Source organism: Halorubrum trapanicum (genome assembly GCF_017873555.1).
In the GTDB taxonomy this organism is placed as follows: domain Archaea; phylum Halobacteriota; class Halobacteria; order Halobacteriales; family Haloferacaceae; genus Halorubrum; species Halorubrum trapanicum.
Genome location: NZ_JAGGKE010000013.1, coordinates 1 through 13,465, shown reverse-complemented (window position 1 = coordinate 13,465; position 13,465 = coordinate 1). Strand labels below are relative to the sequence as shown.

The following is a 13,465-nucleotide window of genomic DNA, read 5'->3' as shown; positions in this document are numbered from 1 at the left end:
CGGTTCGCCGCTTCCCGGCGAGAAGGAGGTGCGGATATGTTTAACATGATATGTTCTTTAGAATCGGCTGTTAGCCACTCCTTCAGCCATGGTCGATCCACTTATCGCTAGCCGGCTCCAGTTCGCCCTCACCACAATCGTCCATATCATCTTTCCGGTGATGAGCATGGGGTTAGCCCCGTTTCTTATCTATTTTACATGGAAGGACATTCGAACTGGCGAGCCGGTGTACGAACAGTTGCGTCGCTTCTGGACCAAGATCTTCGCCATCTCCTTTGTTGTCGGCACCGTTACTGGAATCGTCCTCGAATTCGAGTTCGGGACGAACTTCGCGGCGTTTTCGATTGCCGCCGGCGAACTGTTTGGTGGCCCGCTAGCCGTTGAGGGGATGATGGCGTTCATGCTAGAGGCGACGTTCCTCGGGATCTTCGTTTTCGGCCGTGAGCGCGTCGATGACACGCTCTACTTCATTTCAAGCGTCGCTGTCGGTCTTGGCACGTGGCTCTCAGCCGTGTGGATTCTCATCGCGAACTCATGGATGCAAACCCCGCGTGGCTATGAACTAGTCACCGAGGGCGGCCAGACGGTCGTTAAGCTCGTCGATCCGCTTGCAGCGTATTTTAACCCCCGATTCGGCTACATGTTTGTCCACATGCAGAACGCGGCCGTCGAATCGGTCGCGCTCTTCATGGCCGGCATCGCCGCCTACTACGTGTTCAAACACCACGTTCGTGGGATCGATGTCGACAACGTGAATTTCTGGGAGATGACCCTGAAGATCGCCCTCGTCGCTCTGCTGATCACGGCCCCGTTTCAAGTCTATCAGGGCGACATGTACGCCCGCTCGGTCGCCGAAACCCAACCGCAGAAGTTTGCCGCAATGGAGGCCGTCTGGGAGACCGACTCCTACGTGCCTGAGTATCTTATCGCCGTCCCGACGAACCTCGATTCGATCACCGACCCACGGGCGAAGGAACTGTTCGGCATCGGGATACCCGGTGGCGCGTCGTGGCTCGCCAGCGGGGGTGATCCGACCGCCGAGATACGTGGATTGAACACCTTTGAGAGCCAGGCGCCGCCGGTCGCCATCGTCTTCTGGGCTTTCCGTGCGATGGTCGGTCTGGGATTTTGGTTCATCCTGTTATCGTTCTGGGGTGGCTACCGATGGTACAAGGGCCAGCTACTGAATGATGGTCTGTTACACAAGGCACTGATGGGCTCGTCACTGCTGGGCATCCTCGCGGTCGAACTCGGCTGGATCGTCACCGAGGTCGGCAGACAGCCGTGGGTCATTCAGGATGTGATGAAGACCAGTGAAGCGGTCTCACCCGGGTTAACGGGAACTGAAGCGACGATCTCACTCGTTGGCTTCGCCGTGGTGTACCTTGCGTTGCTCGGGCTGTATACCTACGTTATCACTCGGGTCATCCGCAACGGCCCGCCCGGTCGCGAACAGCTTCGCGAGCGTCCCGACCGCACACCTATGCTAGACACGTCGGCCGCGGGAGGTACCGACGATGACTGACGTGCCGACGGTCATGGGGAGGTCGACGCAGATTGATACTGCTAGCGGACAGCCGAGAGGTATCATCAATGATTAGCGTCGAGTCGCTCAGTGCTGGACCGCTGTTCGGCCTCCCGCTCTCTGAGATGTGGTTCGGTCTCATCTTCACGCTGCTAGCGACGTTCCTGTTTCTCGATGGGTTCGATTTCGGGGCAGGGGCGATTTACGGTCTGCTCAACACCGACCGGGAACATGAGGCTGTCCTCGCTGCCGTCGGTCCGTTCTGGGACGGCAACGAGGTCTGGCTGGTCGTCTTTGGCGGCACACTCTTTGCCGCCTTTCCCGCGGCCTACGCGAACCTGTTCAGCCGGCACTACCTGCTGATGTTCGGGATTTTGGGTGCGCTCATCCTTCGTGGGCTGGCGCCTGAGATGTACGAACAGCGTCATGACGAGCGCTGGCAGCGGGCGTGGAGTGTCGCCTTCGTTGCTGGGAGCGTCCTCGCGCCGTTCCTGCTCGGTGTCTTCGCCGGCAACTGGCTCGTCGGCAACGAGAGCTCCGTCTCGCTCATCGGCGTCGTCGTCGGCTTCACGCTGACGCTGCTGACGGTCGTCTCCGGGGCGGCGTTCCTCCGGCTGAAAGCGCCACTCGATCTGCCCGAGCGGGTGTCGACGTACGGTCAGTTCGCGGTCGTCGGCTACTTGGTGGCGGTGGTGGCAACGCTAGCGATCCTCGCCGTGCGACTGCCCAGTGGGCTGTTGACACTGCTACATCCGGCCATCGTCGTGTTAGTGGTGACTTCGATCGGCCTCACCGCGGGATACATCGTCGCCATGCGGCGCGGTGAGAGTCTACTGGCACTCGGGGCGGCAGCGGTCCTCACGTACGGGCTGATCGCCGTTGTGGGGATTATTATGTATCCTGCCATCGACCCAGCAACTGGAGCAACGATCAGCGAAACCATTGTCTCGACGCTCCCGCTGAATCTGATGTCAATAGCCGCCGCACTGTTGTTGCCGCTGGTGGCAAGCTACTTTGTCGTGCTCTACTCGGCGTTCAGTGGTCCCATATCCCCCGAGGAGGCTTACTGACAGTGGTCGACGCCAACGTTCCTGACGACGGGGAAGGGCTCACCGTCGCGTCGGACGAGCAATCGATTGATGCCGACCGAACGTGGCTATTGTCGCGCATTCTGCTGACGTGGGCTGAGCTCATCGTTGTTGGACTCGGTGGCGCGGCCCTCGGTGGAACGGTTTCCGGACCACCCGGATTGATCGTCTATCTGGGAACCGTCCTCGCCTCGGTCAGCGTGCTCCTGTACAACGTCGATCAGATGATACAGCAGCGGCTCACGCTTGTCAAAACGAACTAAGAGAAATGTGTCGGAAGGGCGTTACTCCGGGTTGGATCCCGATGGCGATAGATTGCCGATCAATCCTTGTTCTCGGAGCCCGATGCCGAGGAGGACAACCGCATTCGGCAGAAACAGGAGTGCACCGAGTGCCGCCACCGTGTCTTCGGTCTGGACGCCGTAGGTAACGGCGAGCCCAGCGATGACGAACCCCGAGACGCCGAGGAAGTACATCCGATACTCATAGACCCTCGCAAGCGCCTGTTTGAGTAACGTCATGGTTATATTCCTGTATATGAATTCAGATCATATATACAAACGGATCTCTGACGTCGATCTCATTTTCTCCCAGAAGCAGAGTCCGTAATTAGGAACGATGGGAACTACCGATAGTGGATGAGCATATATCAGATAGACTACTGTTAGTGTAGGCACCAATGAGTAGGTTCGAATCAAGTCTCCGAGTGCGTCCCTTGGCTGGCTGTAAATCATCCGCTTTTATTATTCTACACTACAGAATTTAATAAGAATTGTTAATATTGGGGGGTATTATAGCAGCCAGGTTAATAAGTTTGAGAGCATTCGTTTCACATAATGACATCACCACCAGAAGAAGGTGGTCACGACCACGAACACGACCATGACACTAACGGACAGGACACTGATAGCGTATCCTCGACCTCGTCAAATCGGGACGATGTTGCCCAGTTCTCGGTGCCCGAGATGGATTGCCCATCTTGTGCGGGGAAGGTGAAAAATAGTGTCAGAAAACTTGATGGTATTACCACTGTTGACCCACAGGTGACGACTGGAACACTCTCTGTTTCTTATGAGAGAAGCCAAACATCTCCGGACGAAATCGCCGACCGCGTCAAAAAAGCGGGCTATACGGTTGAGTACCAGGGCGAGACAACCGCGGCGTTCACTGTCCCCGAAATGGACTGTCCATCCTGTGCGGGAAAAATTGAGAACGCCCTTGATGATCTCCCGGGGCTCTCGAGTTACGAGACACAACCGACTACTGGGAAAGTAGTGACGACCTACGATGACGACTCCACTTCGCCATCGAAGATCACTGATGCGATCGAGAGTGCTGGCTACGAAGTGACCGACTCGACTGCGAACGACGCAAACACTGCCGAGAGTTCGACTGACGAACGGGAGAACGTTTGGACAAGTTCGCGGGCGATAAAAACGTGGATTAGCGGGGGGCTCGTCGCACTTGGGCTCCTCTTTGAGTTCTTCCTTACGGGCCAGAACGTCCTTGTGGCCGAGCTCGTCGGGCGCGAGTTACTTGTCGCCGACATCCTGTTCCTCGGCGCGGTTGGGATCGCTGGCCAGATCATTTTCCGCAACGGCTACTACTCTGCGTTGAACCGGAATCTCGACATCGACCTGTTGATGAGTATTGCCATCAGCGGCGCCATCATCGCCAGCCTCGTCTTCGGGGAAGCGCTCTACTTTGAGGCCGCCACACTCACGTTCCTGTTCAGTATTGCAGAGCTGCTTGAACGCTATTCGATGGATCGCGCCCGGAACTCACTCCAAGAGTTGATGGATCTATCGCCGGACGAGGCGACCGTAAAACGCGATGGCGAAGAGGTAACCGTTCCTGTCGATAACGTGGCTGTCGGCGATGTCGTCGTCGTGCGTCCGGGTGAAAAAATCCCGATGGACGGCGAGGTTCTTGACGGAGAGAGTGCTGTCAACCAGGCCCCCATCACAGGCGAGAGCGTGCCAGTGGACAAGACACCGGGTGACGAGGTGTACGCTGGCACAATCAACGAACAGGGCTATCTCGAAATCGAGGTCACCTCCGAAGCGGGCGATAACACACTCTCGCGCATCGTCCAGATGGTCGAAGACGCACAGTCCAACAAAACCGAACGCGAGCAGTTCGTCGAGCGGTTCTCATCATACTACACCCCCGTCGTCGTCGGCTTTGCGGTCCTGGTTGCAGTTGTCCCGCCGCTCCTATTCGGGGCATCGTGGCCGACGTTCATCGTCTACGGCCTCACGCTGCTTGTGCTTGCATGTCCCTGTGCGTTCGTTATTTCCACACCCGTCTCGGTGGTGTCGGGGATCACCAGCGCCGCGAAGAATGGTGTCCTCATCAAGGGCGGCAACCATCTCGAGGCGATGGGCGCGGTGGACGCCATTGCAATGGACAAGACCGGCACGATCACCAAAGGCGAACTCACCGTCACCGACGTCGTCCCGTTGAACGACAACAGTGAGGACGATGTTCTCCGCTGTGCCCGCGGGCTGGAATCACGGTCGGAACACCCCATCGGCGATGCAATCATCGAATTCGCCGAGGAGAGTGATATCGGAGCGCCGACAGTCGATGATTTCGATAGTATCACCGGGAAAGGCGTCGAAGCCTCTCTCGACGGCAAGAAACACTACGCAGGGAAACCGGGATTCTTCGAGGAACTCGGGTTCAATCTCGAACACGTCCACGCGACGACCGACGGCGGTGTCGTCACGACGAAGAGTCAGCAGATGTGTGAGCGCAACAACTGTCTCGACCTTCTTGAGGGGACGGTCCCCGAACTCCAATCACAAGGGAAGACTGTCGTCTTAGTCGGGACTGAGGACGAGATTGAGGGCGTGATCGCCGTGGCCGACGAGATTCGACCCGGAGCGAAGGCAGCGATCCAGCGGCTCCACGATCTCGGCGTTGAGCACATCGTTATGCTTACCGGTGACAACGAACGTACGGCCCGGGCGATTGCCGAGGAGGTCGGCGTCGACGAGTTCCGCGCAGAACTCCTGCCCGACGAGAAGGTCGAGGCGATCAAAGAGCTCGACGAACAGTACGACGGGGTCGCTATGATCGGCGACGGCGTTAACGACGCACCCGCGCTTGCGACGGCGACCGTGGGTATTGCGATGGGTGCCGCTGGAACGGATACTGCTCTCGAAACAGCAGACATCGCACTGATGAGCGACGACCTATCGAAGCTACCGTACCTCTACGAACTCTCGCACGACGCGAACAGCGTCATCCGGCAGAACATCTGGACGAGTCTGGGTGCGAAAGGACTCCTCGCACTCGGTGTGCCCTTCGGACTCGTCCCGATCTGGGCAGCTGTCCTTATCGGCGATGCTGGTATGACTCTTGGTGTCACCGGCAACGCGATGCGGCTCTCCAGAATCAAGCCAGATTCGTTACTGAACGAGTAATTAGCTTTATTGGTTATTAACATTCACCAGTTGGGGGGATGAAGCGCAGGTTTGGCGTCGTCGAGCGGTAAGCAACCGAATATTCGTCGAGCTCTGCCGCCTCTGCCGCGGCAGCTATAGCCGTCTCCCTATCTCCGATCCCGTCAGCCAAGCTGTTCTCGACGGCGGCAGCACCAGAGTAGACCTTCGCGTTGCTCAGATCAGTTCGAGACAGTGAGAGCCGAGAGCCACGCTCTGCGTACACGCTATCGATGAACGAGCGCTTGAGCGTCTCTACTTAGGCCCGGATGTCGTCACTAGTGAGGCCACCGACTTTATCAGGACCGATCGCCATAGGCAAGGGTACTCCGTCAGGTTGGGGGACTAGCGCGCGTACGCCGACGCTCCCGACGAGGCTTCCAGGTGTCACGTAGATCTCGTCGCTCGGCAGCACCGTGTAGTAACCTCCCGAGGCTGCGATGCTGCGGACGCTGGTAATGACTGGCTTCACGCGGGCAAGTCGCTTGACCGCCCGGTACTGTGATTCGCTTGCCGCGACGGCCCACCGCCGCTGTTGATGGGCAACACGACTGGATCAATCGAGCTGTTCTGCCGGACTGTACGTAGTTCGTGAGTCACATCGTCCGCGGAATTGCCGCTGATCGGCCCTTCAATCGTTACCACTGCGACGGTCCCACGATCGTCGTCCTCAAACAACGCCAATGAGGCTGTCGGACCGACCGCAGCACCGATCAGAAGAGCGGCAACAATAATAACTGTGTACGAGGTCAACAGCGTCTCGACTCGTTGATCAATCGGATTCGCCACGAGTTTAGATATCGAGTCACACAAGTAAAAAAACCGTGGCAACTCCAGAAATATGGGATTTGATAGATTCTATGTACGTTGCACTAGGAGACTGGCGCAGGGTTAAGGATCGATGGTGCCGATCACAGATCTCCGGCTAACGTCCAATATTAATCCCGTAGACGGTGGCAATACTGAAAATAGTCTTCACATCGTTGGCAAGCAGGAAACGATTACGGCTGTGGTCACCGATAAGGTCGTGGCAGCAATGCGATCATACATCCCGGATCGTGGGTGATTGGGAGGATCTCAGTCACTTTTCGTCGCCGCTTCTGGCTGTTCGACCGCGGGCTCACGCGGGAGATCGAGAGTGGCTTGGAGGTCATGATCCTCACCTGTGAGCAAGTAGAGTATATCCTCTAGGATGGTCAACGGTTCCGGGAGCTCGCGGACGACGAGGTAGGTGATCGCCATGAGCGCGACGACCGCCCCGAGTTGGCTGATGATGCGGTCGGAGATCAGAAACGACATCCGATGAGGGTCGGTTTCGCCGAACACAAACAGGATCGCCTCCGAGAACCAGTCCATCAACTGATTGCCGGTGACGATCGAAATGAAGGCGGTTCGAAACACGTTGATGCTTCTGATTACCGTGTTGGCCTTGGGGCTCGGTTCGGGCACGCGGGACATGCTCCGCGTGACCTTTGATATTTAAGCAGAAGATCGGTGTTCAGTCGTTCGATTGTAATGAATCACTCTTCAGTTACGGCCAATATGACGATTGGTGCGACTCGATTGGCGTCGTTTGTATGCCAACCAGTACGAGATCAGAAGCGTCACGACGAGGATCACGAGCTTCGCTTGCAGATGAGTGCATACTTCCGGAGGAGGCGGCCGGCTCGAAGGACTGCACCGCCGGGCAGATTGCCGACCGATTCGTGGTATCGTTCGAGCGAGTGGAGGAGGCGTAGGATCCTTGTCTCGGCTGCGACATCAGTGACGGCGCTTTCGTCGTTCTGTTCGTATCGACTGGGATACAAACCGTTTAGGGACGGTAGGAAAAGTATCCGAGTAGGGATACCCATGTACACAGAGACGGTGGATCCTAAACCCGTCGGAGGTGTGTGGGTGACTGACACCGACGACGCAGACGAGCCCGTCACGAACGCTACCGGTGACGCCGGCTCGGATCCGCGATTGACGATCGTCGTCCCCGTCGAGCCGTTGCCGACCCTCCGTGCGACAGTCGTGCACATCGTGGAGGCTGTCGTCGAAGGAAGTGAAGCCGACGGCGACGTCCCCCGTCGCGCCCGTGAGGGCACGCCGCGTCCCTCGCTGGTTCTCTATCGGGTGCCGCCCGCGTTACTGGCGATGTTCCTCGTCGCGGTCGCGCTCGGCTTCGGCGGCTACGCGCTGTTCAAGTGGTTCGACCCGGTCCTCATGGAGGTGTTCGCATGACTGACGTACCCATAACCGATCTACGCCCCCTACTGGCCGTCCTCGTCTCGTTCGTCGCGGCGTTCTTCATCGCCGCGTCGCACCGCTCCCCGAACGTCCGCGAGGGGTGGACGATCGCGGCGGCGGTCACGAAGTTCGCGATCGTCGCCTCGATGCTGCCGGCGGTCCTCGACGGCGCGGTGTTCGAGTGGTCGCTCGGCGCGTTCCTGCCCGGCGGCATCGAGTTCGTCCTGCGCGCCGACGCGCTCGGGATGCTATTCGCGTTCCTCGCGAGCGGGCTGTGGATCGTCACCTCCTTCTACAGCATCGGCTACATGCGCGGGAACGACGAGGTGAACCAGACCCGGTACTTCGCCGCGTTCGCGGTGTCGCTGTCGGCGACGATGGGGATCGCGTTCGCGGGCAACCTCGTGACGATCTTCGTCTTCTACGAGCTCCTCTCGATCGCGACGTACCCGCTCGTCGCCCACGACGAGACCGACGAGGCCCGCGCGGCCGGCCGGAAGTACCTCGCGTACACGATGTTCGGCGGCGGCGTGCTCGTCCTCGCCGGGACCGCCCTCGTCTACCTCATCGCCGGCAACGTCTCGTTCACGGCCGGCGGCATCGAGGAACTGGCGAACGCCGACCCCGGCCTCGCGATGCTCGCCTTCTTCCTGCTCGCGATCGGGTTCGGCGTGAAGGCCGGGATCATGCCGCTCCACCAGTGGCTCCCCGAGGCGATGGTCGCACCGACGCCCGTTTCCGGGCTGCTGCATGCGGTCGCGGTCGTCAAGTCCGGGGCGTTCGGCGTCTCGCGGGTCGTCCTCGACGTGTTCGGCCCAGAACTCGTCTTCGACCTCTCGCTCCCGTTCGGCTTCTCGGCCGGACTCGTCCTCTCGACCATCGGAGCGATCACGCTGACGGCGGCCTCGATCATCGCCCTGCGGAAGGACCACCTGAAACAGCGGCTCGCCTACTCGACGGTGAGCCAGCTGAGCTACATCATCCTCGGACTCGGCCTGTACGGCTGGTACGGGCTCGTCGGCGCGCTGCTGCACATCCCGGCGCACGCGTTCATGAAGCTCACCCTGTTCTTCTGTGCCGGGAACCTCCACGTCTCGACGCACACCGATTACATCTCCGAGATGGCGGGGATCGGCAAGCGGATGCCCCTGACGATGGGGGCCTTTACGGTCGCCTCGCTCGGGATGGCCGGAATCCCGCTGCTGGCCGGGTTCGTCAGCAAGTACTACATGCTGATCGGCGGGATTCGGATGGGCGCTCGGCTGACCCCGGTCGCCTACTACCTCGTCGGCGCGCTGCTGCTCTCCGGCGTGCTCAACATCGCGTACTTCTGGCCGGTGATCTACACGGCCTTCTTCGAGGCGGAGGACGCCCACGACGCGAAGCCGCTCGTCGACTTCCGGATGGGCGGCGAGACGCGGTCGACGCTGCCGGCGACCGATGGGGGCCGTCCGAAGGATGCCGACGACGACGTTGACGCTTGTAACGACGACGACCCCGACGTCGACGAGGTCGTCGAGAGTGCCGAGGGCGACTCGGCAATCGATGCCGAGGGAGCGGAGTCCACGGGCGACGACGCCGATGTCCCGGACGACTCGGACATCCCCGACGCGGAGATGGACGACCTCCCGACCGACGAAGACGGCGTGGTATGCCCGGACTTCGACACGAGCGACCGGGACTTCTCCGAGCCCGCAGAGCGCGTCGACACCGGCGATTACGCGGTCGACCAGCGCCCCTCCGACGCCGACGTTCCGTTTGGCGTGGGGCGCGGCGACGGCGATGACGGAGGCGATGAGACAGGGCATGATGCCCACGACACGAGCCATGACGATCACGCAGACCACGACAACCACGGCCACGCGGGCGGGCCGCCCGCGAGCGACTGGGAGCACATCGCGGGGCTCGACGCCCTCTGCGGGGGCGAGTCCACGTGGTTCACACTCGGGCCGATCCTCACCGCGATGAGCCTCGCGGTGCTGCTCGGCGTGATACCCTACGAGATGGGCTTCCTGGAGCTGATCGAGCTCATCGTCGACACGCGACTCCCCGAGGGGATGATGCGGCCGTGAACCCGATTCTCACCTCGGTGCCTCCGTACGTGCTGCTCGCCTTCGCCGCCCTCGCCGTGCTCGCGCTCCCGCGCCGGTCCGGTCACGCAGTGGCCGCGCTGGCGACGGCGTTCACCTTCGCGCAGGCCGTCCTGCTCGGCGACGGCGGCGCGGGGACGTACCTCGCGACACAGTTCCTCGGCTTCGACGTGGTCTTCTTCAACGTCGATCAGTTCTCGCTTTTGATGGGGGTCGTCGTCGGCTTCCTCGCGACCGCGGCGGTGCTGTACGCGTACGGCACCGAGGCGCCCACGTGGGTGACTGCGTTCGCGCTCATCTACGTCGCCTCGACGATCGGGACGATCTACGCCGGCGACTGGCTCACCCTGATCTTCTTCTGGGAGCTGATGGCCGTCACCTCGACGCTGCTGGTGTGGCAGTACGGCGGGGAAGCGGTGCGGGCCGGCTACCGCTACGCGCTGTTCCACGGCATCGGCGGGACATTCTTCCTCGGCGCGGTCGTCGTCCACGGCGCGGCGATGCTCGGGAGCGTGCCGGCCGGCGAGATATTCCTGTTCTCGTCGACGACCGGGATCCACGCCTCCGCGACGCTACTCGCCGCGATCGGGATCGGCGTCAACTGCGGGTTCATCTTCCTGCACACGTGGCTGCCGGACACCTACCCGCGCCCGCACGTCGCGGCGTCGGTGTTCCTCTCGGTGTTCACGACGAAGACCGCGGTGTACGTGATGTACCGTGCGTTCCCGGAGGGCGGGATGTGGCTCGCGTATCTCGGCGGGTTCATGGCCGTCTACGGCGCGTTCTTCGCGCTGCTGCAGTACGATCCGCGTCGCCTGCTGTCGTACCACATCCAGGCGCAGGTCGGCTACATGCTCGCCGGACTCGGGCTCGCGACTGCTGTCGGCGAGTTCGCCGTCACCGGCGGGTTCGCGCACCTGTTCAACAACGTCCTCTACAAGAGCCTCCTGTTCATGGCAGTCGGTGTCGTCGTCTACCGTACCGGCGTCGAGGACATCAGGGACATGGGCGGACTCTGGCGGGAGATGCCGATCACCTTTCTCGTCTACCTCGTGGGTGCGGCCTCGATTACCGCCGTTCCGGGGTTCAACGGGTTCATTTCGAAGGGGATGGTGATCTCCTCCGCCCACGAGGTCCACAACTTCGAGCTGCTGTTCGGCCAAGGGCTGCTGTGGTGGCTGCTGATCCTCGGCGGCGTGGGGACGTTCATGTCGTTCATCAAGCTCGGCTACTATATGTTCTTTCACGGGTCGGCGACGCTATCGCCGAAAGACGCGACGCCGTTCCAGACGGCGGGGATGCTCCTGGCGGGCGGCGCCTGTGTCTTCTTCGGCACGCCGCTCACCTACGGTTACCTCGTCGAACTGATGCCGTTCACTGCCGCGGTCGCGCCGGAACTGCACCCGTACAGCGCGAGCCACCTGACGGAGAGCGCGGCGCTACTCGTGACCGGCTTCGTCGGCTTCTTCGCGCTGAAGCGCCCGCTCGGCTGGCTCGCCCACCATATGCGCGACGTCGACGCGGTGACGTACCCGGCCGCATTCTACCTGAGCCGGGGAACAGTCTGGGGCGTCACGGAGCTGTGGGCTGCCGTCGACCGCGTCGTGATGCGGCTGGTCGCCGGCGTCAAGCGGACCGCGACGCACCCGCGAGCGGCCGTCTCGGCGCTCGGCGCCGACGTCGAGATCCGGGCGGGCATCGGTCGGAGCGTCCTCTTCTTGACGCTCGCGGCTGGTGTCGCGCTGCTCGTGTTCCTGCTCGGGTAGCGAGAGAGTTGAGCCGCCGGTTCGTGCATCTCACTCGTCCTCTTCGACAATTCGCCGATCCTGTTCGCTGAGCGAGAGGAAGACGATCACGCTGATGAACGGAACCACGAATCCGAACATTTCGCCGCTCTCTGCGCTGGTGTAGCGCATGAACAAAACCGAGGTCATACTCACGCAGAAAACGCCGACGTAGACCAGCGAATTGGCATCGGTGGCGTCGTTGTCAGAGCACATACGTCCCGGAAATTCTCGTAGCTCGTCTTGTTCCGTGATCGGTTGTCGTAGATCCGCGTCACTTGCTGTAGCATACGGTCTTCCATACCGTATGCCGCATATCTAGTCTGTTTGAATTCTGACTGCCTGCCATCATCTTCTGGTAGGTGACTTTCGCCGCCACTGATACATATACTCGTGTCCTCCCTTCGTATATAGAGCGTGACTGTAATGGCCGCGAGTGGGTCAACAGTATTACTCGCAGCATGTTTCAACGAAGCCGATATAAGGGTTATTCGAATTTCAAATTGCAACTTTCGATATGGTATAAACTCGCCGGGCCTTACGGTGCGACGGTTGCGGTGTCACCGGCTTCCGGATCAAACGGGAGGTTGATGACGAGTTCGTCAAACCAGACGACCGGACGTTTACTCTGGCCGTCTTCTTCAAAGAAGATGATGCCCAACTGGGCGAGCCGACTGAGTTCCTCGTGGACGTTCTTCACGTCCCGGTTGACAACCCGTGCGGTCTCGTTGATGCTGGATGGCTCTTCCCGACGGATGGCTTCGATGAGATCGAGGACGCGCGGGGTCAGCGTCCCCATGTTCGAGCGGTGGGAAACCGTTTTTGACGCCCCGTTCTGCGTGTTGAGCGTGCTCGGATCGGCATGGTCGTGGTCATGCCTGTGACTAGGCTCGTGAGACCCCTCTTCGTGTTCAGGGGTATGATCTATTGATTCACCACTTCCTGTCGTGGGAATCGTCGTCAGGTGAGATCATCACTAGCCGCTACAAGTTTATTAACTCGGCTGCTATAAATCGCTCATTCACTACCAATGTTTAATATACATACAAAGTTGAACTCTGTGTTTCCCCCATCTCAAACGCAGACCTAGGTACGGTTTGCTCGATACTCACCGTGTTTGGTCCCGAGAAGAGGTGTAAGGACTCCGAACACGATGAGGCCGACACTCGCCATCATGACTATACTGGTGGTCATCGGATACATCATCCGTCTTTAGTTAAGCCTCACACCTCGGTTGTGTAGCGGTAGCGAGCGTCTCTTGTAAGATTGGTCGTTGCTGGTGGATCTTTTGAGCGTC

At 60.1% G+C, this 13,465-nt stretch carries 11 protein-coding genes and 2 pseudogenes; 7 read left to right on the top strand and 6 right to left on the bottom strand.

Features of this window, described 5'->3' with window-relative positions; translation table 11 throughout:
* The first annotated feature begins 88 nt into the window (after window positions 1–88).
* The 3 genes from J2744_RS12850 to J2744_RS12840 all read left to right on the top strand — a co-directional run bounded on the left by J2744_RS12850 (window position 89) and on the right by J2744_RS12840 (window position 2,876).
* Complete coding sequence (locus J2744_RS12850; protein ID WP_144800185.1) at window positions 89–1,525, top strand: cytochrome ubiquinol oxidase subunit I; 1,437 nt, start codon at window positions 89–91, stop codon at window positions 1,523–1,525.
* A 68-nt stretch (window positions 1,526–1,593) separates the two neighbouring features.
* Window positions 1,594–2,595 (top strand): cytochrome d ubiquinol oxidase subunit II, encoded by a 1,002-nt coding sequence (locus J2744_RS12845; RefSeq protein WP_144800184.1) that lies wholly within the window; start codon window positions 1,594–1,596, stop codon window positions 2,593–2,595.
* A gap of 2 nt (window positions 2,596–2,597) precedes the next feature.
* Entirely contained in the window at window positions 2,598–2,876 is a 279-nt protein-coding gene (locus tag J2744_RS12840) for a hypothetical protein (RefSeq protein ID WP_241659219.1), read from the top strand.
* 21 nt (window positions 2,877–2,897) lie between these two features.
* Here the strand turns inward: J2744_RS12840 and J2744_RS12835 are convergent, their stop codons facing one another.
* Window positions 2,898–3,134: a hypothetical protein gene (locus J2744_RS12835; protein WP_058365397.1), complete on the bottom strand. Its 237-nt coding sequence runs from the start codon at window positions 3,132–3,134 to the stop codon at window positions 2,898–2,900.
* A gap of 315 nt (window positions 3,135–3,449) precedes the next feature.
* Here J2744_RS12835 and J2744_RS12830 point away from each other — a divergent pair, with 315 nt between their 5' ends.
* Window positions 3,450–6,044 (top strand): heavy metal translocating P-type ATPase, encoded by a 2,595-nt coding sequence (locus tag J2744_RS12830; protein WP_058365396.1) that lies wholly within the window; start codon window positions 3,450–3,452, stop codon window positions 6,042–6,044.
* A 16-nt stretch (window positions 6,045–6,060) separates the two neighbouring features.
* Here J2744_RS12830 and J2744_RS15550 read toward each other — a convergent pair.
* A pseudogene (locus tag J2744_RS15550) lies at window positions 6,061–6,534 on the bottom strand (S49 family peptidase).
* Between the two features lie 605 nt (window positions 6,535–7,139).
* Window positions 7,140–7,463, bottom strand: coding sequence for an archaeosortase A (gene artA / locus J2744_RS12820; protein ID WP_241659218.1), 324 nt, complete (start codon window positions 7,461–7,463; stop codon window positions 7,140–7,142).
* Window positions 7,464–7,913: 450 nt separating this feature from the next.
* On the opposite strand from artA, the gene J2744_RS12815 reads away from it, so the two are divergent.
* Genes J2744_RS12815 through J2744_RS12805 form a run of 3 tightly spaced genes read left to right on the top strand, consistent with a single transcriptional unit; the run spans window position 7,914 to window position 12,150 of the window.
* Window positions 7,914–8,288 (top strand): hypothetical protein, encoded by a 375-nt coding sequence (locus J2744_RS12815; protein ID WP_144800182.1) that lies wholly within the window; start codon window positions 7,914–7,916, stop codon window positions 8,286–8,288.
* Window positions 8,285–10,366 (top strand): cation:proton antiporter, encoded by a 2,082-nt coding sequence (locus J2744_RS12810; RefSeq protein WP_144800181.1) that lies wholly within the window; start codon window positions 8,285–8,287, stop codon window positions 10,364–10,366. The genes J2744_RS12815 and J2744_RS12810 overlap by 4 nt, the downstream gene beginning before the upstream one ends.
* Entirely contained in the window at window positions 10,363–12,150 is a 1,788-nt protein-coding gene (locus tag J2744_RS12805) for a Na(+)/H(+) antiporter subunit D (RefSeq protein WP_058365967.1), read from the top strand. Before J2744_RS12810 ends, J2744_RS12805 begins: the two co-directional genes overlap by 4 nt.
* A 30-nt stretch (window positions 12,151–12,180) precedes the next feature.
* Here the strand turns inward: J2744_RS12805 and J2744_RS12800 are convergent, their stop codons facing one another.
* From J2744_RS12800 to J2744_RS15655, 3 genes and pseudogenes are all read right to left on the bottom strand, one after another.
* The gene (locus J2744_RS12800; RefSeq protein WP_058365968.1) at window positions 12,181–12,384 is read right to left on the bottom strand and encodes a hypothetical protein; all 204 of its coding nucleotides are present in this window, start codon (window positions 12,382–12,384) and stop codon (window positions 12,181–12,183) included.
* Window positions 12,385–12,706: 322 nt separating this feature from the next.
* A pseudogene (locus J2744_RS12795) lies at window positions 12,707–12,967 on the bottom strand (HVO_A0114 family putative DNA-binding protein); the annotation flags it as partial.
* 287 nt (window positions 12,968–13,254) lie between these two features.
* Window positions 13,255–13,362 (bottom strand): DUF7333 family protein, encoded by a 108-nt coding sequence (locus J2744_RS15655; RefSeq protein ID WP_449405220.1) that lies wholly within the window; start codon window positions 13,360–13,362, stop codon window positions 13,255–13,257.
* Window positions 13,363–13,465: the final 103 nt, after the last annotated feature.